At 43.7% G+C, this 25,844-nt stretch carries 20 protein-coding genes; 15 read left to right on the top strand and 5 right to left on the bottom strand.

Translation table 11 applies throughout. The features are described from left to right. The first annotated feature begins 5 nt into the window (after positions 1 to 5). The 9 genes from HNQ41_RS09935 to HNQ41_RS09895 all read left to right on the top strand — a co-directional run bounded on the left by HNQ41_RS09935 (position 6) and on the right by HNQ41_RS09895 (position 9,101). Positions 6 to 1,286, top strand: coding sequence for a TRAP transporter large permease (locus tag HNQ41_RS09935; protein WP_184664277.1), 1,281 nt, complete (start codon positions 6 to 8; stop codon positions 1,284 to 1,286). A 64-nt stretch (positions 1,287 to 1,350) separates the two neighbouring features. After that, the gene (locus HNQ41_RS09930; protein ID WP_184664276.1) at positions 1,351 to 1,608 is read left to right on the top strand and encodes an HPr family phosphocarrier protein; all 258 of its coding nucleotides are present in this window, start codon (positions 1,351 to 1,353) and stop codon (positions 1,606 to 1,608) included. Positions 1,609 to 1,698: 90 nt separating this feature from the next. Continuing rightward, a complete protein-coding gene (dgoD, locus tag HNQ41_RS09925; protein ID WP_184664275.1) occupies positions 1,699 to 2,847 on the top strand; it encodes a galactonate dehydratase in 1,149 nt (382 codons plus the stop codon). Between the two features lie 275 nt (positions 2,848 to 3,122). Further along, a complete protein-coding gene (locus tag HNQ41_RS16870) occupies positions 3,123 to 3,908 on the top strand; it encodes an IclR family transcriptional regulator (RefSeq protein ID WP_343043354.1) in 786 nt (261 codons plus the stop codon). A gap of 172 nt (positions 3,909 to 4,080) precedes the next feature. After that, on the top strand, positions 4,081 to 5,067 hold the full coding sequence (locus HNQ41_RS09915; RefSeq protein WP_184664274.1) for a sugar kinase: 987 nt from the start codon (positions 4,081 to 4,083) through the stop codon (positions 5,065 to 5,067). Between the two features lie 94 nt (positions 5,068 to 5,161). Next, positions 5,162 to 5,794: a bifunctional 4-hydroxy-2-oxoglutarate aldolase/2-dehydro-3-deoxy-phosphogluconate aldolase gene (locus tag HNQ41_RS09910; RefSeq protein ID WP_184664273.1), complete on the top strand. Its 633-nt coding sequence runs from the start codon at positions 5,162 to 5,164 to the stop codon at positions 5,792 to 5,794. Positions 5,795 to 5,840: 46 nt separating this feature from the next. Continuing rightward, positions 5,841 to 7,247, top strand: a complete 1,407-nt coding sequence (gene gndA, locus HNQ41_RS09905) for an NADP-dependent phosphogluconate dehydrogenase (protein WP_184664272.1) — start codon at positions 5,841 to 5,843, stop codon at positions 7,245 to 7,247. 80 nt (positions 7,248 to 7,327) lie between these two features. Beyond that, positions 7,328 to 8,032 carry a ribose-5-phosphate isomerase RpiA gene (gene rpiA, locus HNQ41_RS09900; RefSeq protein WP_343043353.1) on the top strand — a complete coding sequence of 235 codons (705 nt, stop codon included), beginning with the start codon at positions 7,328 to 7,330 and terminating at the stop codon, positions 8,030 to 8,032. A 76-nt stretch (positions 8,033 to 8,108) separates the two neighbouring features. After that, positions 8,109 to 9,101 (top strand): NAD(P)-dependent oxidoreductase, encoded by a 993-nt coding sequence (locus HNQ41_RS09895; protein WP_184664270.1) that lies wholly within the window; start codon positions 8,109 to 8,111, stop codon positions 9,099 to 9,101. 83 nt (positions 9,102 to 9,184) lie between these two features. On the opposite strand, the gene HNQ41_RS09890 is transcribed toward HNQ41_RS09895, so the two are convergent. Next, entirely contained in the window at positions 9,185 to 10,555 is a 1,371-nt protein-coding gene (locus HNQ41_RS09890) for a sodium-dependent transporter (RefSeq protein ID WP_184664269.1), read from the bottom strand. Between the two features lie 344 nt (positions 10,556 to 10,899). Between HNQ41_RS09890 and HNQ41_RS09885 the strand changes: the two genes are divergently transcribed. After that, positions 10,900 to 12,345, top strand: a complete 1,446-nt coding sequence (locus tag HNQ41_RS09885; protein ID WP_184664268.1) for a DEAD/DEAH box helicase — start codon at positions 10,900 to 10,902, stop codon at positions 12,343 to 12,345. A gap of 81 nt (positions 12,346 to 12,426) precedes the next feature. Here the strand turns inward: HNQ41_RS09885 and HNQ41_RS09880 are convergent, their stop codons facing one another. The 3 genes from HNQ41_RS09880 to rnz all read right to left on the bottom strand — a co-directional run bounded on the left by HNQ41_RS09880 (position 12,427) and on the right by rnz (position 16,267). Next, positions 12,427 to 13,683 (bottom strand): ATP-binding protein, encoded by a 1,257-nt coding sequence (locus HNQ41_RS09880; protein ID WP_184664267.1) that lies wholly within the window; start codon positions 13,681 to 13,683, stop codon positions 12,427 to 12,429. Between the two features lie 213 nt (positions 13,684 to 13,896). Continuing rightward, entirely contained in the window at positions 13,897 to 15,153 is a 1,257-nt protein-coding gene (locus tag HNQ41_RS09875; RefSeq protein WP_184664266.1) for an ATP-binding protein, read from the bottom strand. Positions 15,154 to 15,337: 184 nt separating this feature from the next. Beyond that, complete coding sequence (gene rnz, locus HNQ41_RS09870) at positions 15,338 to 16,267, bottom strand: ribonuclease Z (protein ID WP_184664265.1); 930 nt, start codon at positions 16,265 to 16,267, stop codon at positions 15,338 to 15,340. Positions 16,268 to 16,960: 693 nt separating this feature from the next. Here rnz and treP point away from each other — a divergent pair. The 5 genes from treP (at position 16,961) to HNQ41_RS09845 (ending at position 24,444) form a co-directional block, all read left to right on the top strand. Continuing rightward, positions 16,961 to 18,409: a PTS system trehalose-specific EIIBC component gene (gene treP / locus HNQ41_RS09865; protein WP_184664264.1), complete on the top strand. Its 1,449-nt coding sequence runs from the start codon at positions 16,961 to 16,963 to the stop codon at positions 18,407 to 18,409. Between the two features lie 540 nt (positions 18,410 to 18,949). Then, the gene (locus HNQ41_RS09860; RefSeq protein ID WP_184664263.1) at positions 18,950 to 20,284 is read left to right on the top strand and encodes a sulfatase family protein; all 1,335 of its coding nucleotides are present in this window, start codon (positions 18,950 to 18,952) and stop codon (positions 20,282 to 20,284) included. Positions 20,285 to 20,296: 12 nt separating this feature from the next. Beyond that, a complete protein-coding gene (locus HNQ41_RS09855) occupies positions 20,297 to 21,256 on the top strand; it encodes a formylglycine-generating enzyme family protein (protein ID WP_343043352.1) in 960 nt (319 codons plus the stop codon). 338 nt (positions 21,257 to 21,594) lie between these two features. After that, positions 21,595 to 23,274, top strand: a complete 1,680-nt coding sequence (locus HNQ41_RS09850; protein WP_184664262.1) for a SulP family inorganic anion transporter — start codon at positions 21,595 to 21,597, stop codon at positions 23,272 to 23,274. Positions 23,275 to 23,319: 45 nt separating this feature from the next. After that, positions 23,320 to 24,444, top strand: a complete 1,125-nt coding sequence (locus tag HNQ41_RS09845) for an anaerobic sulfatase maturase (protein WP_184664261.1) — start codon at positions 23,320 to 23,322, stop codon at positions 24,442 to 24,444. 85 nt (positions 24,445 to 24,529) lie between these two features. On the opposite strand, the gene HNQ41_RS09840 is transcribed toward HNQ41_RS09845, so the two are convergent. Then, positions 24,530 to 25,720, bottom strand: a complete 1,191-nt coding sequence (locus HNQ41_RS09840; RefSeq protein WP_184664260.1) for a MalY/PatB family protein — start codon at positions 25,718 to 25,720, stop codon at positions 24,530 to 24,532. Between the last annotated feature and the right edge of the window lie 124 nt (positions 25,721 to 25,844).

The following is a 25,844-nucleotide window of genomic DNA, read 5'->3' as shown; positions in this document are numbered from 1 at the left end:
TACCCATGACAGAGGCGATATTGTTTATTAGTTTTGCAGTCCTTCTCTTATTAAGTGTACCCGTAGGAATTGCACTAGGCGTGTCTACACTTATCACTGTTTTATATGCTGGCACATTACCGGTAGAATTTTTAGCACAGGCATTAATCACGTCTGTTGACTCTTTTCCATTAATGGCTGTTCCATTCTTTATTCTTGCTGGGGAAATTATGGGAAGGGGCGGTATAACAGACAGGCTGTTTGGCGTCGCCAATTCCCTAGTCGGAAACAAAACAGGTGGCTTTGCGATCGCGACGATCATTACTTGTTTGTTTTTTGCAGCCATCTCTGGTTCTGCACCGGCTACGGTTGCGGCAATTGGAGGAATTATGATCCCAGCAATGGTACGTATGGGGTATGATAAACGGTTTGCAACAGCAACCGTTGCTGCGGCAGGGTCACTAGGTGTAATGATTCCACCAAGTATACCGATGGTTATTTATGGTGTTACCGGTTCGACATCTGTGGGAGATTTGTTTGTTGCAGGTATTATCCCTGGGTTTATTGTGGCTGGTGGATTAATTGTTTATGCTTATTTTCATTCGAAAAAAATGGGATATAAAGCATCGAATGAAAAGTTTTCAATGAAAGAATTTGGAAAGACATCTTGGGATGCTAAATGGGCTCTTTTGATTCCGATTATTATTCTAGGTGGAATTTACGGAGGTATTTTCACACCAACTGAAGCAGCTGTTATTGCTGTTGTATATGGACTATTCATTAGTGTTGTTGTCCATCGTCAATTGCCAATTAAAGAATTACCAAATGTTATCGCTTCAGGTGCATTAACAACAGCTACAGTACTAATTATTGTTGGATCTGCAACTGCATTTGGACAGTTACTTACACGGGAACAAATTCCAAGTAAGGTTGCCGATGCGATGATGTCCATTTCTGAAAGCCCAATTGTGATTATTTTATTAATAACTCTATTACTTTTAATTGTTGGTTGTTTTATGGATACACTTGCGGCAATTATTATCTTAACTCCATTACTTTTACCGATCGCAGTCGAAATTGGTTATGACCCAGTACATTTCGGTATTATTATGGTTGTTAACTTAGCAATTGGTTTCATTACACCACCATTAGGGGTTAATTTGTTCGTCGGCTCAGGTATATCTGGTCTATCGATTGAAGCAATATCGAGGGCAATTATTCCATTTTTCATCGCGATGTTAGTGACTTTGTTTATTATTATCTTTATTCCAGAACTATCTACGTTTTTACCTTCATTCAGAGGTTAGACGTTAATGGTAGAAAGTCTTGATATCGTGGTCGTGCTTAGACGAAATAAAAGGAGGTTAAGCGATGGAGGAGTATAAAAGGGATATCATCATTAACATTGAAGAAAAACAAACGATTGTTGAACTAAGCCAAATGTTAACTCCTTTTAAATCTGAGGTGTATTTAATCAACCGTTCAGGCGGTCATGTTGTTGAGGCAAATGTGAAAAGTTTGCTTGGCTTAATAAGTATGCAAATTCATAATGGTGATCAAGTGACAGTACGTACAGTTGGATCCGATGCGAAAGAAGCATTGAACAAAATCATTCAGTTTCTTACATGAACACAGGTAGCAACTAATGACCAGCTAAAATTTTAAATCAATTTATAATTGAAAACGTGAAAAATGAATCTCAAATAAGGGGAGAAGGCCATGAAAGTTACATCCTTAGAATGTTTTATTGTCCCACCGCGTTGGTGCTTCCTAAAGGTGGAGACGGACCAAGGTGTGACCGGTTGGGGAGAGCCAGTCATTGAAGGACGAGCTTATTCTGTTAAAGCTGCTGTTGAAGAGTTATCAGAGTATGTGATTGGATCCAACCCTCTTGCTATTGAAGATACGTGGAATCTTCTCTACCGTGCAGGTTTTTATCGAGGTGGTCCGATTCATATGAGCGCCATTGCTGGTATCGATCAGGCTCTTTGGGATATCAAAGGAAAGTGGTTAAATGTACCCGTTTATGAATTGTTAGGTGGAGCTTGTCGTGACAAAATGAGGGTTTATTCTTGGATTGGTGGCGATCGTCCAGATGACGTTGGCAAAGAAGCGAAGCGTCAACGGGACTTAGGTTTTACTGCTGTCAAAATGAACGCGACAGAAGAATTGCAGTATATTGATTCTTATAAAAAGGTTGATGCAGCTGTAGACCGGGTTGCAGCGATTCGAGATAAGGTCGGTGATGATATCGATGTAGGTATTGATTTTCACGGACGTGTACACAAGCCGATGGCAAAAGTGCTCGCTAAAGCATTAGAGCCGTACCGCCCGATGTTTTTAGAAGAGCCTGTACTGCCAGAGAATAACGAAGCATTAGCTGAAATAGCCCGTCATACGTCGATCCCTATTGCGACTGGTGAACGAATGTTTTCACGCTGGGATTTTAAACCGTTGTTTGAACAAGGTTACGTAGACATTATCCAACCTGATTTATCTCACGCAGGTGGTATTTCCGAATGTAGGAAGATCGCTTCAATGGCAGAAGCCTATGATATTGCGCTTGCACCCCACTGTCCATTAGGCCCTGTTGCACTTGCTTCTTGTTTACAAGTTGATGCTGTTTCTCATAACGCATTCATTCAAGAACAAAGTCTAGGTATCCACTATAACGTTGGCAGTGACTTACTCGACTATGTGGAAGATCCATCTGTATTCTCATACAGTGACGGGCACGTAGAGCTACCAAAAGGGCCAGGGCTAGGCGTAGAAATTGATGAAGAAAAAATTCGTCAGGCAGCAGAAGTCGGACATAATTGGAAAAACCCTGTGTGGCGACACGCTGATGGAAGTATTGCAGAGTGGTAAGAAACTTGAGGGAAGGTGAAACCTAGGTCGTTTTTTAGTAGCCATATCTAAGCACGGTATGTTGAATATAACCTTTTGTTCAAACAGTGCTCGTCGACATATGGCCTAAGTTCTATATCGGACAATGTACTTTGTCTCTACAATGGTGGCGTTCACTCATTCGTATGATCCTAGTATCTGAGGATAAACTAAATGTTTCGTTGTTTCATGAACATTTCAATTGTATACTTGAAGCATAAAAGAAAGCGCTAACATAAGTTTTAGTAGAGAGGAAGATTCATATCTCACAGTATAAAACGATTCAATCAGTTGAACGAGCGCTTGTTTGTATCGAAATTTTACAAAATAATAAAAACGGGCTCGGTGTGACGGAAATTGCCAACCGCTTAAATGTCGCAAAAAGTACAGCACATCGAATCCTGTCCACCCTTTTGCTGAAAGGTTATGTACAGCAAGATCCACGTACAGAAACGTATTCACTAGGCTTACGCTTTATTGAGTTAGGACATGTTGTACTTGATAACTTAGATTTACGTGACGCTGCACGCCCGGTATTAGAAACCATTGCGCAAGAAACTGGGGAAACGACACACCTTGTAGTGCCTGAGAGAGATGACATTGTTTATATTGACAAAATTGAGAGTGAAGCAACGATTCGAATGTTTTCAAGAGTTGGTAGACGCGCGCCCCTATATTGTACGGGGGTGGGCAAAGCAATTCTTGCTTATCTAGAGAGTGATGAGTTGCAGGAAATTGTGGAAAGGATATCCTTCGAGCCTAAGACGAAATTTACGATTACAACAAAGGAAGAATTTCTTATTGTGCTAGATAAGGTTCGTTTACGAGGGTATTCAATAGATGATGAAGAGCATGAAGAAGGCATTCGCTGTGCTGCAGCTCCCATTTTCAATCATGAGGGAAGAGTAATTGCGGGTGTGAGTATTGCAGGTCCGAGTCAAAGAATGACCGACGAAAAACTAGACAGAGATTCCTTGATTGTACGACAAAGGGCACAAGAAATTTCTGCAAAATTAGGGTATAGAGAAGCGAAAGGGGTTTAACTTTAGGCAGTTCCTTTTGTTGACCCACAGCTCTTTATATTCTTAAAAGCTATCAATTTTTCAATAGACCTATAAATATAAAATATTTTTTACCTATTGAAGGAACAGTGTTCCTTATAAAGGGACGCGTGAGAACGGTAAAATTTAAAGATATAAAGAAGGAGGGAATGTGATGCAATCGCCAGATGTTATTACAGTCGGAGAAACGATGGTGATTTTAAACCCAGACCAATCTATACCACTTGAGTACGCTCATTCATTTTCTAAGCAGGTGGGAGGAGCTGAATCCAACCTCGCAGTGGGTTTAAGTCGCTTAGGGCATAGTGTCGGTTGGATAAGTAGGCTAGGACACGACCCGTTTGGTCGTTATATTCAACAGGTTATTCGTGGTGAAGGTGTTGATGTTTCAAATACGTCATTTGATGATGAAGCACCGACTGGGGTGTTTTTCAAAGAAAGAAAATTTGGTGATGCGGTTAACGTCTATTATTACCGCGCAAACTCAGCTGCAAGCCGGTTACAGAAAGAACATGTAAGCGAGGCGTATATTAGTGGCGCAAAATATGTGGTCATTTCTGGTATCTTACCTGCACTCAGTCAAAGTTGTTATGAAACGACTGAAGAGGTTATTCGTATAGCACAAAAGTATGAAATTCCAATCGTATTCGATCCGAACTTACGATTGAAATTATGGAAAGACAAAGAGGAGGCTGCTTCTGTTCTTAATAGTATCGCAGCTCGTTCTGATTTTATTTTGACAGGACAGTCTGAGGGTTATCAATTGACGGGTACACATGACCCTGAGGAAATTGCCGCTTTTTATAAACAGAAATCTCCACAAGCAACGGTCATTGTTAAGCTAGGTGCGGATGGCGCTTACTATTCTTATGGATCTGAAAATGGTTACGTACCTGGATTCCCTGTATCGAAAGTCGTCGATCCAATTGGTGCGGGAGATAGCTTTTGCGCTGGCTTTATCAGTGCACAGCTAGATGGCTCGGATATTCATGAATCAATTAAAAAAGGAAATGCAGCTGGAGCTGTTACCGTACAAATTTCTGGAGATATGGAAGGGTTTCCACGTCCTTCAGAGTTAGAGCAGATGTTGCAATCTACTGATGAAGAAAATGGTGGTGTCTATGAAGAAGTGAATCGGTAAATGAAGTCCAATAGTTATCCCCCACGAGGGAGAAACACAATAGATTTATGAAAGTAAGAACTTTCTCATTAAAATAAATAAGAGGTGACTGTTCATGGTTGAATCAGGTTTGAAAAAATTAGAGAAATCGCCAATTATTGCTGTTTTACGTAGACCTCCAAAAGATCAAGTGTTTTCTATTGTAGAAGCAATCATTAATGGTGGTATCACAAATTTAGAGCTCACGATGGAAGGACCAGAATCATTAACGGTATTAAAGGAGTTAAACGAACGCTTTTCTGATCGAGCTTGGATTGGGGCAGGTACCGTTCTTGATGAAACAACAGCAATTAATGCAATTCACGCTGGAGCATCATTTATCTTTTCGCCGAACTATAACGAAAATGTTGTTAAGGCGGCAAAGCGTTATGGCGTAACAGCAATTCCTGGCGTTTTAACACCGACTGAAATCGTTAATGCGGTAGAAGCAGGAGCGGACGCGGTGAAAATCTTCCCAGCCTCAACGCTAGGTCCTAAATATATTAAAGAGCTTAAGGGGCCTCTTCCTCATATTCCAATGGTGCCAACAGGTGGCGTAGGTGAGGATAATATCGGTGAGTATATGCAAGCGGGTGTTCTTGCATGTGGCGTCGGTGGTTCATTGTTAGATAAGCAGTTAATTGCAGATGAAAATTATGAAGAGCTAACGAACCGTGCGAAAAGACTGGTCGATGCGACCGGGTTATGATGAATCGAAGTGTCCAATGTAATTAGGCGAGGAAGGGAGGATCAAGGTGCAAAAAAGTGATGTCGGAATTATTGGTTTAGGTGTTATGGGAAAAAACCTAGCACTGAATATTGAAAGTCGTGATTATGCTGTTTCATTATATAATCGTTCTTCTGAAAGGACGGATGATTTTTTGAACGGTGAAGGTCTGAATAAGTCCTTCCATGGAACGTATCGTGTAGAAGAGTTTATCCAATCGCTAGAGAGACCACGGCAAATAATATTGCTTGTGAAGGCTGGAGAAGCGACAGACGAAACGATTCAACAGTTAGTGCCTTACCTTGATGAAGAAGATGTCATCATAGATAGTGGCAACTCCCACTTTAAAGATACAATGCGTCGAAACGAGAAGTTAGCGGGAACAGGTGTACATTTTATGGATATTAGTTTTTCCGGTGGTGCCGAAGGGGCTTTAAATGGTCCGGCGATCATGCCCGGTGGTTCTAAAAAAGCTTTTGAAACCGTGGCCCCCTTACTATCAGCTATTTCAGCCAAAGTAGACGGATCTCCTTGTTTTACACATTTAGGCCCTAGTGGTGCAGGTCATTATGTGAAAATGGTTCATAATGGTATTGAATATAGTGATATGCAGTTAATCTCGGAAGCCTATTTTATTTTAAAGCATATTCTTGGCTTAAGTGCAGAAGAGTTGCATGAAGTGTTTGCTGAGTGGAATAAAGGGGATCTAGAAAGTTATTTAATTGAAATTACGGCGGATATATTGACTAGAGTGGACGAAGAAACAGCGAGTCCGTTGATTGACATGATATTAGATACAGCAGCACAAAAAGGAACCGGAAAGTGGGCAAGTCAGAATGCACTTGATTTAGGTGTGCCGTTATCAATTGGTGCAGAATCTGTGTTTGCTCGAATCATGTCTTCCCTCAAAGACGAGAGAGAAATAGCCAGTCAAAATTTATTGGGACCTGAACAACCACCTCTCGTTGATCAACGAACGTCATTTATAGAACTGGTTCGTAAGGCACTATATATGGCGAAGGTATGTGCATATGCTCAAGGGTTTATGCAAATGAAAGCAGCATCGAAAGAGTATGGTTGGGCATTGCCATATGGTGAGGTTGCGATGACTTTTCGGGGTGGATGTGTTATCCAAGCCCAGTTTTTAGACAAGATCAAAAGTGCGTTTGATCAAGACCCATCTATGACGAACTTACTGCTTGATTCTTACTTCAAAGAGATCGTGGAAAGTTATCAATTTGCATTGCGGAAAGTCATTTCAACTGCAGTTGAGGCAGGAGTTCCTGTTCCTGCTCTATCAAGTGCATTATCCTACTACGATAGTTATCGCACGGATCGATTACCGGCCAACCTTCTTCAAGCACAAAGGGATTACTTTGGTGCACATTCTTATCAACGAATAGATAAAGAAGGAACCTTTCACACCGATTGGTAAGAAGGGTTAGGGTGTGATTATTCCTTTGAAACATCTATTCTATATAAGGTTTCGACAGATTAGACGAGGTGAATCGAATGATGAGTGACGTTGATTTAAAGAAAAAAGCGGTTGGTGAAAAAGCGGTAGAGTACATTCAAGACGGGATGACCATCGGTTTAGGATCAGGATCAACAGTGTATTGGATGATGAAAAAGCTAGGAGCGCTCGTTAGCACCGGATTAAACGTGAGGGGGGTGCCTTCATCGTTAAGGACAGAAAAGTGGGCCAAAGAATTCGGTATCCCTTTAGTCTATTTTTCAGAAGTTAGTCGGTTAGATGTTTCGATTGATGGTGCTGATGAAGTGGATAGAAACTTTAACCTCGTAAAGGGGGGCGGCGGTTCATTACTTCGTGAAAAATTGGTTAACGATGCAGCGGACAAACGAATCATTGTTGTTGACGACAGCAAGAGGGTTCAGCAACTTGGGGCGTTTCCAGTGCCTGTTGAAGTCGTTCAATTTGGTTGGGAAAATACCGCAAAAAAACTAGTTAGTATTGGCTGTGAGCCAGCATTAAGGTTCGTTGATGGAGAACGATTTGTGTCTAACAACGGGAATTATATCCTAGACTGTCAATTCTCTAACATTTCAGATCCGTTTACACTTCATGAACAAATAAAACGTACGCTTGGTGTTGTCGAAACAGGATTATTTTTAAATATGACTGAAACCATCATTGTAGGTGAAGAGGAGGGCATGACAATTTTAAAAAAGTGTGCCCCAGTAGAGAGTGTGAAGTACTAACTAGCGTCGAATGGATGTCATTGAACAAAACCCATTAATGAGGAAAAAACAAATATAAATTGAGGGAGTGAGTAAGGTGAGTAAATTTAAAGTAGTTGTGACAGATTTTGAATATAGTACATTTGTGCCTGAACAAGAAGTTTTAGATGAGTTGGGTATTGAACTTCAGTTTGAACAATGTAAAACAGAAGATGAACTTATTGCAGCTTGCCACGATGCGGATGCTTTATTAAACCAATATGCTCAAATTACAAGAAACGTGATTGAAAACCTACCAAACTGCAAGATTATCTCTAGGTATGGTATTGGTTTTAACAATGTTGATCTGGAAGCGGCAAATGAAAAAGGGATTATTGTTAGCAATGTAACGGATTACTGTTTAGATGAAGTGTCAGACCATGCTATGGCGCTTCTTCTCGATAGTGTTAGAAAAATAACGAAGTTAAATAACGCTGTAAAAAGTGGTACGTGGGACTTTAAAAAAGCAGCTCCTATATACCGTTTAAGAGGAAGTACGCTTGGACTCGTTGGGTTTGGAAATATTCCACAAGTCTTGTCGCAAAAGGCGCAAGCTTTTGGTATCAACGTGGTTGCTTACGATCCGTTCGTGCCTTCTGAAGTTGCTGAAGAACATAGTGTGGAGCTAGTGAGTTTAGACGAGCTTTGTGAAAGATCGGATTATGTGTCGATTCACTTGCCATTGAATAAAAAGACAGAAAAAATCATTAGTCATGATCAGTTTGAGAAAATGAAAGAAGAGGCCTTTATTATTAACACGGCACGTGGGCCTGTTATTGATGAGAAAGCACTGATTGAAGCGTTACAAGAAGGAAAAATTGCAGGCGCAGGTTTAGATGTTGTGGAAAAAGAACCGATTGAACAAACAAATCCACTTTTAGAGATGGATAATGTTGTTCTAAACCCTCATGCGGCCTTTTATTCGGCAGAGGCAGAAGCGGAGCTGAAACGAAAAGCTGCAGAAAATGTTGCTGATGTTTTATCTGGTTATTTCCCAACTTATATTGTGAATAAAGAAGTAAAAGAGAAGCTTGATTTGCAAGAGAAATAATCTGACCAAATAGACGTGTCACTTTACTGAAGTAAAGGGTAGGTGCTACTTCGGTAGCACCTACCCTTTCGCTTGCTAAAGCGTCACCCTAAAAGTCCGAGTGTATCAATAAATATAATCACGATCGTTCCTGGAATCACGTAGCGGATAAGAAACGCCCAGAGGGGATAAAAAGGAAAGACGTTTCCTTCTTTCTCAACTTCTTTTCTTACCTCTAAAGGTTTCCAAATCCAGCCTAGGAAAATGCTCAACACGAGTCCGGCGATCGGGAGCAAGATTTCGGCTGATAGAAAGTCGAACAGCTCGAAAATCGTTCGGTCGAAAATCGTCACGTGTGACAGCGGGCCGAATGATAGTGACGCGAACACACCGATGAAGGTAATTACGACCGCTGTGATGGGTGTTGCGGTTTTGCGTGACAGGCCGAATCGTTCTTTCACGAAAGCGACGACGACTTCGAGAAGCGAGATCGCAGACGTTAAAGCTGATACGAAAATAAAGAAAAAGAACACGACAGCAAATAAGCCACCCATCGCCATGTCGGTAAACATCGCTGGGAATGTGATAAACACAAGTTCAGGGCCGCTGCCGGGATCGATCCCGTAATGAAACACAGCTGGAAAGATGATCAAACCGGCCATGATCGCAACGAGCAAATCGAGTGCGACGATCCCACCTGCGTTGGCGGGGATGCTACTGCGATTTTTGTTGTAGCTTCCGTACGTGACGTACAAGCCAGAAGCAAGCCCTAAGCTAAAGAACGCCTGTCCTAAAGCGGCGAGCACAGCGTCTGAGTCAATCACTGAGAAATCTGGCTGTAAGAAGAATTGCAAACCTTCTCCAGCGTTTTCAAGACTGACGCTTCGAAACACTAAAATCATCAACAAGACGAAAAGGGTCGGCATAAGAATGTTGTTCCACTTTTCGATCCCTTTTTTGACCCCACTCATAACGATGAAGACGACGATCGTCATCAAGATCACTTGCCAAATGATTGGCATAATCGGGTGCTCGGTAAACGCGCCGAACGCTGCGCCGTAATTTTGCTCCGCGCTAATCAGTTGTCCTGTCAGTGCTTGAATCAAATAGTAAAACGCCCAGCCAGCAACGACTGAGTAAAACGACAAGACGAGGAAGTTGACGACGACACCGATCAATCCGTTTAAATACCACTTTGCCTGTCGGTTAGGTTGGATCGCTTGGTAGCTCCCCATCGCATCTGAGCGCCCGCGGCGTCCGATGCTGACTTCCCCGATCAATAACGGAAGGCCAATCATTAGCACGAATCCTAAATATAAGAGCACAAAAGCCGCCCCTCCGCTTTCGCCAACGACGAACGGAAACCGCCAAATGTTGCCCATACCAATCGCAGATCCTGCAGCTGCGAGCATGAAACCGAGTCTCGTTCCCCATTGCTCCCTCGGTTCTAGGGCGTTACTGTTTTTTGTTTTCATGGTACATACTCCTCTCAACTATTCAAACTAAGCTCAGCTTCTCTAAACCCTTTCATATTGACATTGAAGTTTTTGGTTATCTTTCCAGTCCATCAATTCATATAGTCAAACGAAAAGGTGGTTCATATTCTAACACATTTTTTCAGGGACGTGGTCGCTTTAGCATAGTGAAGGGTAGGTGCTACTTCGGTAGCACCTACCGTTCAACACTTTAAACCGCAAAAGCACAAACGCACAAACGCACAAACGCAATCCCTTCTTCCCTTTTCCATACATAGTCAAGTAAAATATGGGTCATGCATAATACCAAGAAACACCACTACAGAAGAAAAAGAGGTCGAAGTATGGATAAAGGGTTTATAGACTACAAATTAAGTAACGACATTCAACAAGCTTTAGCGGATTTAGCGTACGAGCAACCGACAGAAGTACAAAGAAAGGTCATCCCTCGCGCACTCAAACAAGCCGACCTTGTCGTCAAATCACAAACGGGCAGCGGTAAGACGGCTTCATTTGCGATCCCGACCTGCGAACTGATCGATTGGGAAGAAAACCGACCGCAAGCTTTAGTACTCACACCAACGCGCGAGCTAGCCGCGCAAGTGCAAGAAGACTTCGTCAATATAGGCAGATATAAACGAGTAAAAGCGACAGCCATTTTCGGCAAACAATCCTTCGAGCGCCAGAAGCTTACACTCAAGCAGAAAAACCATATCGTCGTCGGTACCCCAGGACGCGTGCTCGATCACATCCAAAAAAACACACTTCCTGTAAACAGAATCAAGTACTTAGTCATTGACGAAGCAGACGAAATGCTCAACATGGGATTCATCGAGCAAGTGGAAGCGATCATCGAAGCCCTTCCCGAAGATCGCGTCACTTCACTCTTTTCCGCGACGATTCCTGAAGATGTCGAGCACCTTTGTCGCAAATATATGAAAGCACCAGAAAACATTGAGGTAGCCAGCACTGGCATAACGACCGATCAAATAACACATTCCTTGATCGAAATCCCACAAGACGATAAAAAAATATCACTATTAAAAGACGTCACAACCGTCGAAAACCCCGATAGCTGTATCGTGTTTTGCAATACGAAAGAAAACGTCGACCAACTTTACCGACAACTAAAACGCACCAACTACTCATGCGAAAAAATCCATGGCGGGATGAGCCAAGAAGAACGCTTCTCCGTCATGAACAAATTCAAACGCGGCAAATTTCGCTATTTAATCGCCACAGACGTCGCAGCCAGAGGCATCGACATCGCAGACATCTCACTTGTCATCAACTACGACATCCCTTACGAAAAAGAAAGCTACGTCCACCGAACAGGCCGAACTGGACGCGCCGGCCATTCAGGCAAAGCAATTACCTTCATGACCCCTAGGGAAAGAAAACAAGTTTCGCAAATTGAACAATATGTTGGTTTTTATATCCCGATCAACAAAGCGCCGTCCAAAGCAAGCGTTGCCAAAAGTACAGCTGCCTTCAAACAAAAAATGAACGCGCAACCTTCCGAAAAAAAGGACAAGAGCGCATCTTTAAACAAAAACATTATGAAGCTCTATTTCAATGGGGGCAAGCAAAAGAAACTTCGCCCCGTCGACTTCGTCGGCACGCTAACGAGCATCCCAGATGTCACCGCCGATGATATCGGCGTCATTAACATCCAAGAACGCGCAACGTATGTGGATATATTAAACGGCAAAGGAGAACACGTCCTCCAAGCGATGAAACAAAAGACGATCAAAGGAAAACAACTAAAAGTCCACCCAGCAAGAGAATAACACGCATCACCGTAGTAAAGCAGTAAATGGTAGGTGCTACCGCGGTAGCACCTACCATTTAACACTGTACACCGTTAAAGACTATTCAGCAGTCGGAAACTCGATAATAAAGCTTGTCCCTTCATTTAACCGACTTTTAACGTTTAGTTTCCCGTTCATAGATTCAATGATCTTCATCGAAGCCATCATACCAAGCCCAGTGCCTTCCGAACCTTTCGTTGTGAAATATGGCTCTCCTAAACGTGAAATTTGTTCTTCGGACATCCCTTTTCCATTATCAGAAATCGTTAATAATACTTTGTCACGTTCAGTTTTCGTATCGATAGAAAGCTGTCCGTTTTCAGGCATCGCTTCAATACAATTTTTCGTCATATTGACCAAACATTGTTGTAAAAATTGATTGCCACCCTTGATCGTCACATCATTAATATTCGTTTTGATTTCCACACCATTCATGTTCGCAAGTGGTGTGATGATTTGAAGTGTTCGCTCAATTTCTTCTTTTAAACTAAGCGTTTCTACTTGATCTGGAGTTGGCTTAGCAAACGTTAAGTAGTCGCAGATGATATCATTTGCACGGTCGATTTCGTCAATCGACGTTTCTAGGAATTGTTTCTTTTTGTCTTCAGATAAATCTGTATGTAACATTAACTGCAAAAATCCTCTTACGGTCGTCATCGGATTTCTCACTTCATGTGAAATCGAGGAGGCAAGGTGGCTAACAGCCTCTTTTTTTTCTGCTTTCAAAACGCGTTTACTCGTTGAAATATGGTCGCTGATGACTTCGTACAAATAAAGGATCATTAAGGAAGTAACCAATGTGAGAGTTAAATGCGTAAAAATAAATAGGTATGAAAGTTGAATATCAAAAAGAAAAACGGAATTCAAAATAGTAACTGTCGCCGTGAAACAGGATAGAGAGGTACCAATAACGATTCTTTTCTTTCTTGATCCTGCATGAAAACGACGAGTGAGTAAAATTAACAGAACGAGCAAGAAGAGGATGACGAAGGTCGACGCAATAACTCCAGCCCCTCCAATGACAAATCGATAAACGATCGCAATGGTAGAAAATGTAATTGCGGCTGGGACGCCACCATACAACCCGCCGTATACTAAAGCGATCGTTCGCAAGTCAAAAATATAGCCATCCATAGTTGGGATCGGAAAGCTCATACAAGCAATGATGGCAAGTGATGTCGTGGTGTATAGGACAAATGTTTTTATTCGCTTCGTCAATGTGTACCCATGTACCTCTAATAGCAATGGTACAAACAAGATGAGAACGATTAAGAATAAGACATTTAAAAACAACTCTTCAAGCCCAAGACCGTACAACGTAAACCACCTCGAATGAACAATAGAATTTTCGCGTTGGTAATCTATGTTAACACTGTGATTTTATTAGAAAATTGTACCAAAACTAGTTATGTTAAATCTAGTAAAAATTTTCACTTTAACGAAGTAAAGGGTAGGTGCTACCGAAGTAGCACCTACCCTTTCACACTGCACATTAATAAAGGAACAGCGCTTTTACGCTGTCTCTTTCGATTATCCATTCTCCTCCACAATAGGCAACTCAATAAGGAACCTCGTCCCTTCATTTAACCGACTCGTGACGTTCAACTTGCCATTCATAGATTCAATGATCTTCATCGACACCATCATCCCAAGCCCGGTTCCTTCCCGTCCTTTCGTCGTAAAATACGGCTCTCCTAAACGTAACAGCTGATCCTCGGTCATTCCTTTTCCGTTATCAGAAATCTTTAATAATACTTTGTCACGTTCAGTTTTCGTAACGATAGATAACTTTCCTTTTTCTGGCATCGCTTCAATACAATTTTTCGTGATATTCACTAAACATTGCTGCAAAAACTGTTCTTCTCCTTTGATGTAAACGTCTTCAAGGTTTGTTTCGACTTTCACACCGTTCATATTTGCTAGTGGTGTAATAATTTGCAGCGTTCGTTCCAATTCTTGTTTTAGATTCAACGTTTCCTCATTTTCAGGAGAAGGCTTTGCGAATGTTAAATAATCGCGAATGATCTCTGTTGCACGATCGACTTCATCGATGGACGTTGTTAAATATTGATTTCTTTTATGTTCTGGTAAGTCCGCATGTAACATCATTTGCATAAATCCTCTAACCGTTGTTAATGGATTACGAACTTCGTGTGATATTGAAGAAGCAAGGTGGCTGACAACTTCCATTTTCTCCGCCCTCATGACTCTTTTACTAACGATAATGTGCTCATGGATGACTTCGTATAAATAGATAATTAAAATAGCAGCGACTGTTGTAATGAATAGGTGAAGGAAAAGTAGCATTGGGTCAAAAGGCGTTTGAAAAATAATAATTGCAACAATCATAGCAAAAGTAGACAAAAACGATAGCGTTGCGCCAATGATTACTTTTTTCTTTCTTGAACCATCATGAAAACGTCGGTTAAATATAAACATCAGTATAATAAGGGTGAAGAGTGCCACTAAAGCAACAGGAACACCAGGTCCACCAAGTAGAACACGGTATAGGGCTGTGACACTTGCTAAAAGTAAGGCTGTTGGAATCCCACCATACAGTCCCCCGATTGTTAGTGCGACGAGACGTAAATCGAATATGTAACCTTCTAGGATCGGAATTGGAAACGATATACAAGCAATAATGGCAAGAACCATAGATATCGTAAAAATGCTTTTTTTGTTTTTTTGAAAAAACGCGTTTGCGTGCACCTCTAATAATAGAGGAACAAACAGTAAGAAAACGATTAAAAAAAGGACATTGAGTAAAAGCTCTTCAAGACCGAACACCATATAACCACCTACAGCAAGAATAGTTTTTGACTCTATTAATAGTTATTCTAAACATAAATGTAAGAAAACGCCACCAAAATTAGCGGATATTTGTCAGAAAATAAATTATTTTCTAGTAAAGAGGGACAGTCCCGCTTCAACTCATTAAAGAGGTGAAGCGGGACTGTCCCTCTTTCGTGCTTTAAAAGGTGAAAAGGTCGTGGGCGATGGTTGTGTTTGCGAAGATGTTTTGTGCTTCTTCTTGCAAGTACAAAATATCTTCATCTTGGTAGCGGGTGCTGATGTGATTTAGAATGAGATTTTTCACGCCGGCACGTGCGGCAATGTCGGCGGCTTGTTTTGTCGTTGAATGGTAAAACTCGTGAGCAAGTTTTTCTTCCGTTTCGGAGAAGGTTGCTTCATGAATGAGCGTATCGCATCCTTCGGCGAGGCGGACGGCTGCTTCGGTGGCTCTTGTGTCACCGAGAATGGCTATGCTTTTTCTTTTTTTCGGTGCGCCGAGAAAGTCTTTGCCATTCACCGTTCGTCCGTCTTTGAGTGTGACGGTTTCTCCGTGTTTGAGCTGCTTTAACACGGGTCCTTCTGGGATACCGGCTTCACGGATTTTTTCCATTAATAGTCGACCCGGTTTGTCTTTTTGTTGGATACGGTAGCCGAAGCACGGGACTCCGTGATCTAGTTTGGCGGTTTGTACGGACCATTCCTCATGGTCTATGGACAAGTCGCGGATTCCTTGTATTTCATCACCCAATTCTTGAATGTTCAAAGGGTATCTTAAATAAGTCCCGCTGATGGCAAGGGAGGTGTCGATAAATGACTTGATCCCTTTTGGGCCGTAGATGGTCAGTGGAGATTCAGCACCTTGAAACGAGCGGCTGCCCAAAAAGCCGGGGAGCCCGAAGATGTGGTCGCCATGAGTATGGGTGATGAACAGTTTGTCGATTTTGCTCAGCTTGACGGCTTTTGTTTGTAAAATTTGCTGTTGGGTGGCTTCGCCGCAGTCGAACATCCATTGTGCGCCTGATTGGTCCATGAGGTGTAAGACGAGTGATGAGACGTTGCGGTGTTTGGCGGGAACGCCTGCGCCAGTGCCTAAAAAAGTAATTTTCATCGTTGTCCTCCTAAACGTTTGCGCTTATTGTTATGTTCTATCGTAAGGAAGATGGCTGCGAGAATCAAATTAGTTTCTTGCGTTAAAGTACTGAAGGGTAGGTGCTACCGAAGTAGCACCTACCCTTCAGTACTGCACACTAGTAAAGCGAAATTCGTCATTCTCGACACAACCCAATAATTTCCGACAAGAAAAATTTAAAAAGCTGTTGCTTTTCGTGTATATACAAGCTACAATAACATTACAACAAACAGCAAATGTATATACAAGTAAATGAAAGCCTTTACCTTGTATGTACAAGTTAACTATAACGCTATAAACTAAATCAACCATTGTGAAAGGGGTTGCTAATAGGGGCAAAATCACCGAAGATCGTTCAATTATTTTTTTCATGAAAGTGAAAGCGTTGCTATTATATCTATTTTTTTATCACTTTGATGAAATCGTTGCCACGAACAAGGGAAGACCATTTTATTTTTCACATTGGTGAAAACGCCTACAGAAAGGGCTTTTATTTTCACTGGATATGTAAATGGCACTTATAAACAGCACGATCTATTTTTTGTCCGGACGATGAAAGCGTCAACATCGATTGTTTGACAAACTTCTTTTCTTTTCAAAAAGAGAGAGATTTTTAGCTGCCGCGTGAAAGCGGTGACAGGGTTTAACTATAACAAGTGAGGAGTAACGCATATGAGTATTCAACAAGAGTCTGTTCAGCAAATTATTGATGCGATAGGCGGAGTGGAAAATATTAATACAGCGAGTCATTGTGTGACGCGCTTGCGACTTTCTTTGAAAGATGAGGCGAAAGTGGATATCGACAAGTTGGAAAGCATTGATCTTGTCAAAGGTTCGTTTTCGGCGAATGGTCAGTTCCAAGTTATTATTGGACAAGGGACGGTTAACAAAGTTTATGACATGATGATTGATATGACGGGGTTAGATCGTGCGTCAAAAGGTGATGTGAAAGAGGAATCGACGAAGAAGCTGAACCCGTTCCAGAAGTTTGTCAAGATTTTAGGGGATATCTTTATTCCGATCTTGCCGGCGATTGTAACGGCTGGTTTGCTTCTTGGACTAAATAACATTTTAGTCGGGGAAGGGATTTTCTTTGAAGGTAAGACGTTAATTGAAGTTTATCCGCAATGGAAAGGGTTCTCGGAGATTGTTAACGTTATTGCCAGTACCGCGTTCGCCTTCTTACCTGGTCTCGTCGGTTGGTCGGCTGTGAAGACGTTTGGCGGAACGCCGCTACTCGGTATTGTTATGGGTCTGATGTTGATTCATCCATCCCTTGACCCGGCAAACCAAGTATTACAGCAAGATGTGATGCCAGCTTGGGATCTATTTGGGCTAGATATTCCGCAGATTGGTTATCAAGGACAAGTTTTACCGGTATTATTGGCAGGTTACATTTTAGCGAATATTGAGAAGTTCTTAAGAAAACGCGTTCATGATTCGATTCAATTGTTAGTTGTCGCACCAACGGCACTATTGGTTACAGGTTTTCTCGTCTTTACGGTGATTGGACCGATTTCTTTAACAATCGGTACAGGGATTACAGATGGTATTTTGGCGATGTTTGACAACGTTGCGCCGGTTGCAGGTTTTATTTACGGTGGTATTAACGCGCTATTAGTTGTAACGGGTATGCACCATACATTTATCGCGCTTGATTTACAAATGATTGCAGCGGTTGGTATGACGTACCTATGGCCAGTACGAGTCATGTCTAACATTGCGCAAGGTTCAGCAACACTTGCGATGATGTTCGCAACAAAGGATAAAAAGCTTAAAGGTACAGCTCTTGCAGCGTCTATTTCGGCTTACCTCGGTGTTACCGAGCCGGCGATGTTCGGTGTTAACATCCGCTTTAAGTTCCCATTCATTGCTGCGATGATCGGTGCTGCATTCGGTGGTATGATCGTTGCGATGAACCAAGTAGAAGCGACAATCGGAATCGGTGGTCTGCCTGGATTCTTAAACGTCTTCCCACAATTCTGGGGTGTCTTCTTCCTAGCGATGGGTATTGCGATCGTGGTACCATTCGCGCTTACACTCGGTTATGCGAAGTATAAAGACGGAAAAGAAAACGCGAAGAACAACGAATCAGCAAAAAGTGAAAACTCCGCAGCATAATCATTTGCAGCAATCGGAGAAGTTCAATGACATGAAGTGCACATGCAAAGGGAACAACCTTTGGTGGAACGGAAAAGTTCGCTTGTTAGAAAGTTTCAATGGTACAACCGACAAGTGCGTCGCCGATGGCCGATATAAGGGAAGAAACATCGAAAACTTCGCTTACGTACGAAACGGTGAAAGGGACAACCCCGCACCCATCAACAACTTTTACGGGGAACGGGGTGCCTCTTCACTTCGCGTTGACTAACCTTTGCTCATCTAGCAGACGACGCGTATGATTGTGACGAACTCATCGCAAGCTATAAACAGTAAGCCAGCACGTGACATATGTGCAATAACGTTACGATGATATGAGTAGGTTGTGCCAACTTGAAAAAGTAAAAGGGATAATAAATGAGGCCTTAAAGACGTTTGTCTTTAAGGCTCCCCGTATATTAGAACAGAGGCTGTGGTGAAAAGAGACACCAGCCATAGATAAGAACAGTTCAATTTCATGACAAAACGCTTGTCACATATAACAAACAAAGGGTGAAAAACATGAATCAACCAAACATTGTATTTATCATTTCTCACGATACAGGAAGATACTTAGGTACTTACGGTCACAAAGTAGAAACACCAGACATCGACGCGATGGCCGAAAACGGTGTTCAATTTAATCAATACTACTGCCCAGCACCGCAATGTAGTCCAAGTCGCGCCAGTGTGCTCACCGGCTTATATCCACATAACAACGGCATGCTCGGCCTTGCCCACAAACACTTTACGATCAAAGAAGGCACGACGACGTTGCCGAAAGAATTACAAAATGCAGGTTATGAAACGAGACTTTTTGGTTTAAGCCATGAAACGATTGGCGAGGAACCACAAGGCGTGACAACTTCCGGAACGAAGCTCGGCTACGACCACTATCAAGAAGTACCAGGCAACCGCGCACCGAAGGTAACCGATTACGTCGAAGATTACTTAGAAGAAAAAGCGCAAAATCAAGACAAGCCATTTTTCATCAACATCGGCTATGAAGAAACGCACCGTCCATTTGATGAGTATGAAGATGAAGCCGACGACCCTGCGGATGTGGAAGTCTTGTCTTATTTACCCGACACAGAAAATGTCCGTAAAGACTTGGCGCTCATGAATGGCTCGACGAAAGTATTTGATCGTGCGGTTGGTCGCGTGCGCCGCAAGTTAGAGGAAACGGGGCTGGCTGAAAACACGATTGTGATTTTGACGACGGACCACGGCTTGGCGTTCCCGCGTGCGAAAGGGTCGCTCAAGGACTCGGGGATTGAAACGTTCTTAATCGTCCACTCACCAGCGATGGTCGACAAAGGGGCGGTTCGTGATCAGTTGCTTTGTAACGTTGACATGATGCCGACGATCTTGGACCTTGCGGGGGCTGAAATTCCTGAAGGCTTAGACGGAAAGAGTTTCGCGCATTTACTAAAAGGCGGCGAAGAAGAGATCCGTGACGAGTTTTTCTGTGAGTTAACTTGGCATGACCGCTTCCACCCGATGCGCGGCGTGCGCACGCACAAATACAAGTACATCCGCAACTTCGAAGACGGCCCAGACGTGTACATGCCGTATGACATCCACAGTAGTTTGAGCGGTCAAGATGTGCGCGAGCAGTTTTACGTGCCAAATAGCGAAGAAGAACTGTACGACGTCGAAAACGACCCGAAAGAAGACAACAACTTGGCGGCTGACCCAGCTTACGCCGAGGTGCTCGAAGACTTGCGTGGGCGCGTCGATCGCTGGATGAAAGAAACGAACGACCCGATTTTACATGGTCCTGTCGAAGGTGTAGAATCAACGAAATGGGCTGAAGAAGCCGCTAAAGGCCAAACGTACGAATCCCGAAACAAGTAAGAAGGTGTAAGCGTGGAAAACGAACCGAAAAAATGCTGCTGCACGCCGACAAGAGGGAGTAGTGGTGCTTCCGAGCATCGTGCTGGCCAGGAGATTTCCGTCTCACGCGGCGGGGACACCTCCGGCATGGCGCACATCGCAGGTGGCACTTTTACAATGGGCACCGACGATGAGGTTGGTTATGAAGCCGACGGCGAAGGCCCGCCCCGCGAAGTTAAAGTCTCACCGTTTTATATTGATATTCATCAAGTATCGAATCGCGAATTTGCCGCCTTTGTAGAAGAAACGAAGTATATGACCGAAGCAGAGCGGTTCGGTTGGTCTTTTGTGTTCTATCAATTTGTTTCCGATGAAGTCAAACGCACCGTCAAACAAGTCGTACCACAAACCCCATGGTGGCTCGTCGTCGAAGGGGCCTCCTGGCTCGCGCCAGAGGGCCCCGACTCTTCCATAGAAGACCGGATGGACCACCCAGTTATTCACGTTTCTTGGAATGACGCGCTCGCCTATTGTAAGTGGGCGGGCAAGCGTCTGCCGACAGAAGCAGAGTGGGAGTTTGCCGCCCGTGGTGGTCTGGAGCAGAAGCGGTACGCGTGGGGAGATGAACTAACGCCAGATGGCGAACATCGCTGCAACATTTGGCAAGGGGAGTTTCCGAAGACGAACACGGGTGATGACGGCTATGTTGGTACAGCGCCTGTTGATGCGTATGCGCCGAACGGGTATGGATTGAAGAATGTTGCCGGTAATGTGTGGGAATGGTGTGCCGATTGGTTTAGTCCGACGTATCACCAGCAAGACGTGCGCGTTGATCCGAAAGGTCCTGGCTTTGGCACGTCGCGGGTGATCCGTGGAGGGTCCTATTTGTGCCACGAATCGTATTGCAACCGGTACCGCGTCGCAGCTCGGAGTTCAAATACGCCAGATAGTTCGACAGGAAATACGGGCTTTCGCTGTGTGAAAGATATATAATAAGAGGAATCTATAGACCACACGTTTCGTGTGGTCTATAGATGTTTATGCTTTAAAGCACTGCAGGGTAGGTGCTACCGCGGTAGCACCTACCCTTTAACATACTAAACTGTTTTCTCGAGATCCGCGCCTGAAATGATTAAAAAAGTGTCATTTTCGCCGTTTTCGAAAATGACACTTTTCAGCGTATATGCTTTGTATTATGCTGTAATATGGAAAAAACGTTGTAAAACAAAGGTGCTGTGTCGCTTTAAAGTGATAAATGGTAGGTGCTACCGAAGTAGCACCTACCATTCACTACACTAACACAGTAAAGTATCGAAAAGGGTCTGATAATATTGAATCCAACAACGAAAAATCTATTAAAAATCGATTCCTCGTACAACCGCGACATGCTCATGCGCGATGTTATCGCAGGACTGACGATCGTCGTCTTACTCGTTCCGCAAGCGATGGCGTACGCGATGCTTGCCGGCTTACCGCCTGTTATGGGGCTTTACGCATCGACGATCCCACTGATCATTTATGCACTATTCGCCTCATCAAAACACTTAGCCGTTGGCCCGACGGCGATTACGTCATTACTCGTCTTTTCGGGTGTGTCGGCTTTCGCTGAAGCAGAAACATCACAATACATCGCGATCGCGCTCGTCCTGGCGCTTATGGTCGGAATGATCCAACTCCTCATGGGTGTGTTCAAACTTGGCTTCATCGTGCAATACATATCCGGCGCTGTCATCAACGCATACACGTCAGCCGCCGCGTTTATTATTGGCTTGAGCCAGTTAGGCCACTTGCTCGGTATCGAGCTGGAAAACCATTTGCAACTCCATCACCTCATGTATGACGTGATCACATCCTTTGGTGACCTGAATGTGATAACGGCAGCGATCGGAATGGGGAGTATCATTTCTCTTATTCTCGTAAAAAAATACATGCCACGAATTCCATCGGCGTTATTTATCGTCGTCGTGACGATTGCGGTCGTTTTTGCGTTTGGTTTTGAAGCAGAGGGCGTCGATATTGTCGGAGCTGTGCCATCTGGTCTTCCAGAATTAGGTGTTCCGGAAATTACGTTTGACACGGTGCAAATGTTGATTCCGACGGCGTTTCTCGTTGCGCTCATGGGCTTTATGGAGTCACTTGCGATCGGCAAGACGATTGCGGACCGGGAAAACTACACGCTTGATGCGAACCAAGAGTTGAAGTCGTTAGGCCTTGCGAACATGAGTAGTGCGTTCGTGCAAGCTTATCCGGTGAACGCGAGCTTGTCGCGTAGCGCGATCAATCACCAAGCAGGCGCGGTGTCACAAGTAGCATCGCTCGTTACCGCGGCATTTATTATTTTGACATTGCTCTTTTTCACAAGCTACTTCTATTATTTACCACAAGCCGCTCTAGCAGCGATTATCATGGTCGCGATTTCTAAACTCGTCGACTTTCGCACGTTGAAATATCTTTGGAAAGTCAAGCGGACCGACGGCATCAACTGGCTCGTCACCTTTTTCGTCACGCTTTTCCTAGGCATCCAATGGGGATTCTTCCTCGGCGCGCTATTCTCGTTTGCGATCATCATCAACCGCAGCACGAAGCCGAATATCGTCGAGCTAGGTCTTTTGGGTCAGGAAGGAAATTTCTATGACCGGAACCGTTTTCCAGAAGCGAAAACATTTGAAAACACCGTCATTGCGCGCGTTGATGCTTCGTTGCATTTTGCGAACATTTCCATGCTCAAAAATGCCGTCAACAAAATGATCAACGACCGACAAGACGTCAAATTCATGGTGATCGATTTAGCAGGTGTCAATGACATCGATGTCGGCTCGATCAAGGTGTTAAAAGAAATGGTCGAATCATTAGCGGCAGATCGTGGGATTACGCTTTACTTTACGAACATGAAAGGACCGGTCCGCGACGTCGTTGAGCGTGCGGAAAGTGAGGATGGGACGATTCACAGCAGCATGTACCGAACGATTGAGCAAGCGCTCGAAGCGCACGGCGTAAGCGAGCGCCAATAAGCGGACTGTTCAAAGGGGAAAACTACTGACAAAGGGAGCAAAACAATGGGGAATCCAGACATCGTAAGTGTGATGTGGAAGACCGTGTCCGAATCTTGTAATCTCGCATGCGATTACTGCTATTATAGCGATTGCGCCGGGAATGCAAGTGCGGTCGACCGCATCGACGACCAGCTACTAGAGACGTTTATTGAAAAATACATGGCGATGACACGTGGTGCTGCCGTCTTTTCTTGGCAAGGCGGCGAACCGCTCCTCGCTGGGCGCGATTTTTTCGAAAAAGTCGTCCACCTGCAAGCGAAATACGCACCGAAAAACACCGTCATCAGTAACGCGATCCAAACAAACGGAACGCTCATCGACGACGAGTGGGCGAAGTTTTTCAAGAAGTACAACTTCCTCGTCGGTGTCAGCATCGACGGCCCGAAAGATATCCACGACAAACGGCGCCCGACCGGCTCAGGAGCAGGCTCCTTCGACCGAACGATGGCCGGCGTCGACGCCTTACGTCGCTACGGCGTGCCATTTAACATTTTAACCGTCATTCACGAAGATAACGTAGGACGCGCCGCTGACTTGCTTGAATTTTATAAGCAGGAACGTTTTGCACATATTCAGTTTTTGCCTTGTATGGATTTCAAATCACAGTCCCCGGGTGAACCCGGACAGTATTTAGTCACACCCGACGAGTATGGGGCGTTTTTGTGCGAGGCTTTTGACACGTGGTATAACGACGGACAACCGCTCGTCGATATTCGCTTTTTCGATAACATTTTACGGGCGTATTTAGGGATGGAGATGGAATCGTGCGTACAACGGGAGGCGTGTCCGAAAGTGTTGATTTTAGAGCAAAATGGGGATGCGTTTCCGTGCGACTTTTATATCAGTGATGAGTATAAGCTCGGGAACGTCGGCGTTGATTCGTTGGAGGCGATTTTAAACCACCCGCGCTACGACGAATTTTTGAAGATGAAACCGGACTTGCCAGAAGCGTGCCGCTCGTGCGAGTACTTAGCGCTATGTAACGGAGGCTGCCCACGAAACCGCGTTGGCGGTACCGAGCGGAGCGCGATGGCCGTGGATGACCGCGACTACTTTTGTACCAGTTTTAAACAACTGTTTAAACACGCCGACAGCCGATTAACAAAGCTTGCTGCTTTACTTCGGTAAAGCGGGACTGACCCTCTTTAGTGCTTTACTTAAATGAATGGTAGGTGCTACTTCGGTAGCACCTACCATTCAGTACTTTAAAGCGCTAATTCAAATCAGCAAAGGCATTTTCGATTCTTTCCATCGCTTCTTTGATCAATGGCCTAGGTGATGGAACGCAAATTCTTTGGAAATCGAGCCCTTCTTCGCCAAACATTTTTCCGTCTTCTAATATGACATTCGCCTCGTTGTATATGCGGTCGTGCACTTCATCAGCTGATATGCCATAACCACTAAAGTCCATCCACATCACGTACGTGCCTTCAGGGATGTACGTTTTCACTTTCGGCATTCTCTCATCGAGAAACTGTTTCACAAACGCCAAGTTTTCATCTAAGTAAACTTTCAATTGATCCAACCATTCTTGCCCTTCGTTGTATGCAGCAATTAGTGCCGAGACAGTAAATGGACTCGGTAAAGACATGCCGATTTCCGCTGTGAATAAATCGCGCATTTTCTGATTAGAAATAATCACGTTCGTACAATGCAAGCCCGCGAGGTTGAACGTTTTGTTGATCGCCGTCAAAGTGACGATGTGATCGTCGTTTTCCACGGTTTTGACGATCGGAGTAAACGTTTGACCCGTGCGGATAAGGTCACCGTGAATTTCATCAGCGACGATCGTGACCCCATTTTCCGCACAAATGTCCGACATGCGCCGCAAATCTTCATTACTGAAAATTCGTCCCGTTGGATTATGCGGGTTACACAAAATAAACATCGTCGTGTTCGGATCTTTCGCTTTCGCCTCAAAATCAGCAAAATCAATCACGTAATCACCGTCATCATTTTGAACGAGGGCGTTATTTTGCACGACGCGCTCATGTCTTTCAACCGCATTTGTAAACGGTGGATAAACAGGCCGTTGAATGATGACACCATCCCCTTTTTCAGAAAACGCCTTAATTGCCATGTTTAATGCATGGACTGTACCTGGGGCATAGACGATTTCCTCGACGGCGATTTGCCAATCGTACTTTTCAGCGAACCATTTTTGAATCGCTTCATAGTATTCAGGTGGAATGATCGTATAGCCAAAAATTTGATGGTCAACCGTTCTATGCAAAGCGTCGATCACTGGCTGTGGAACAGGCAAATCCATATCCGCTGTAAATAAAGGGATCGAATCCTCATCATACCTCTCCGTCAAACCAATTTGTTTAATGAGCTCACCGCCATCCCACTTCAAAGAATATGTTCCACGACGGTTAATTTGTTTATCAAAATCGTACTTCATACAAATGTCCCCTTTATCATAAGTTAAAATATTGGAAAATGATGTCGAATGTGGCTATACTTAAAGCATTCAAAAAACAAGGGTTAACCTCATGCGTATCTATGTATTGATGTTATCATACGTG

It is taken from the genome of Texcoconibacillus texcoconensis (assembly GCF_014202575.1).
GTDB classification, from domain to species: domain Bacteria; phylum Bacillota; class Bacilli; order Bacillales; family Salisediminibacteriaceae; genus Texcoconibacillus; species Texcoconibacillus texcoconensis.
This window is presented reverse-complemented; position numbering and strand designations above follow the sequence as displayed.

Excerpts from the sequence above, each read along its gene's own strand:
- HNQ41_RS09910 (WP_184664273.1), top strand. The coding sequence starts at position 5,162 with ATGGTTGAATCAGGTTTGAAAAAATTAGAGAAATCGCCAATTATTGCT.
- treP (WP_184664264.1), top strand. The coding sequence starts at position 16,961 with ATGAGTATTCAACAAGAGTCTGTTCAGCAAATTATTGATGCGATAGGC.
- rnz (WP_184664265.1), bottom strand. The coding sequence starts at position 16,267 with ATGAAAATTACTTTTTTAGGCACTGGCGCAGGCGTTCCCGCCAAACAC.
- HNQ41_RS09885 (WP_184664268.1), top strand. The coding sequence starts at position 10,900 with ATGGATAAAGGGTTTATAGACTACAAATTAAGTAACGACATTCAACAA.
- HNQ41_RS09840 (WP_184664260.1), bottom strand. The coding sequence starts at position 25,720 with ATGAAGTACGATTTTGATAAACAAATTAACCGTCGTGGAACATATTCT.
- rpiA (WP_343043353.1), top strand. The coding sequence starts at position 7,328 with ATGAGTGACGTTGATTTAAAGAAAAAAGCGGTTGGTGAAAAAGCGGTA.
- dgoD (WP_184664275.1), top strand. The coding sequence starts at position 1,699 with ATGAAAGTTACATCCTTAGAATGTTTTATTGTCCCACCGCGTTGGTGC.
- HNQ41_RS09930 (WP_184664276.1), top strand. The coding sequence starts at position 1,351 with ATGGAGGAGTATAAAAGGGATATCATCATTAACATTGAAGAAAAACAA.
- HNQ41_RS09915 (WP_184664274.1), top strand. The coding sequence starts at position 4,081 with ATGCAATCGCCAGATGTTATTACAGTCGGAGAAACGATGGTGATTTTA.
- HNQ41_RS09890 (WP_184664269.1), bottom strand. The coding sequence starts at position 10,555 with ATGAAAACAAAAAACAGTAACGCCCTAGAACCGAGGGAGCAATGGGGA.
- HNQ41_RS09845 (WP_184664261.1), top strand. The coding sequence starts at position 23,320 with ATGGGGAATCCAGACATCGTAAGTGTGATGTGGAAGACCGTGTCCGAA.
- HNQ41_RS09860 (WP_184664263.1), top strand. The coding sequence starts at position 18,950 with ATGAATCAACCAAACATTGTATTTATCATTTCTCACGATACAGGAAGA.
- HNQ41_RS09935 (WP_184664277.1), top strand. The coding sequence starts at position 6 with ATGACAGAGGCGATATTGTTTATTAGTTTTGCAGTCCTTCTCTTATTA.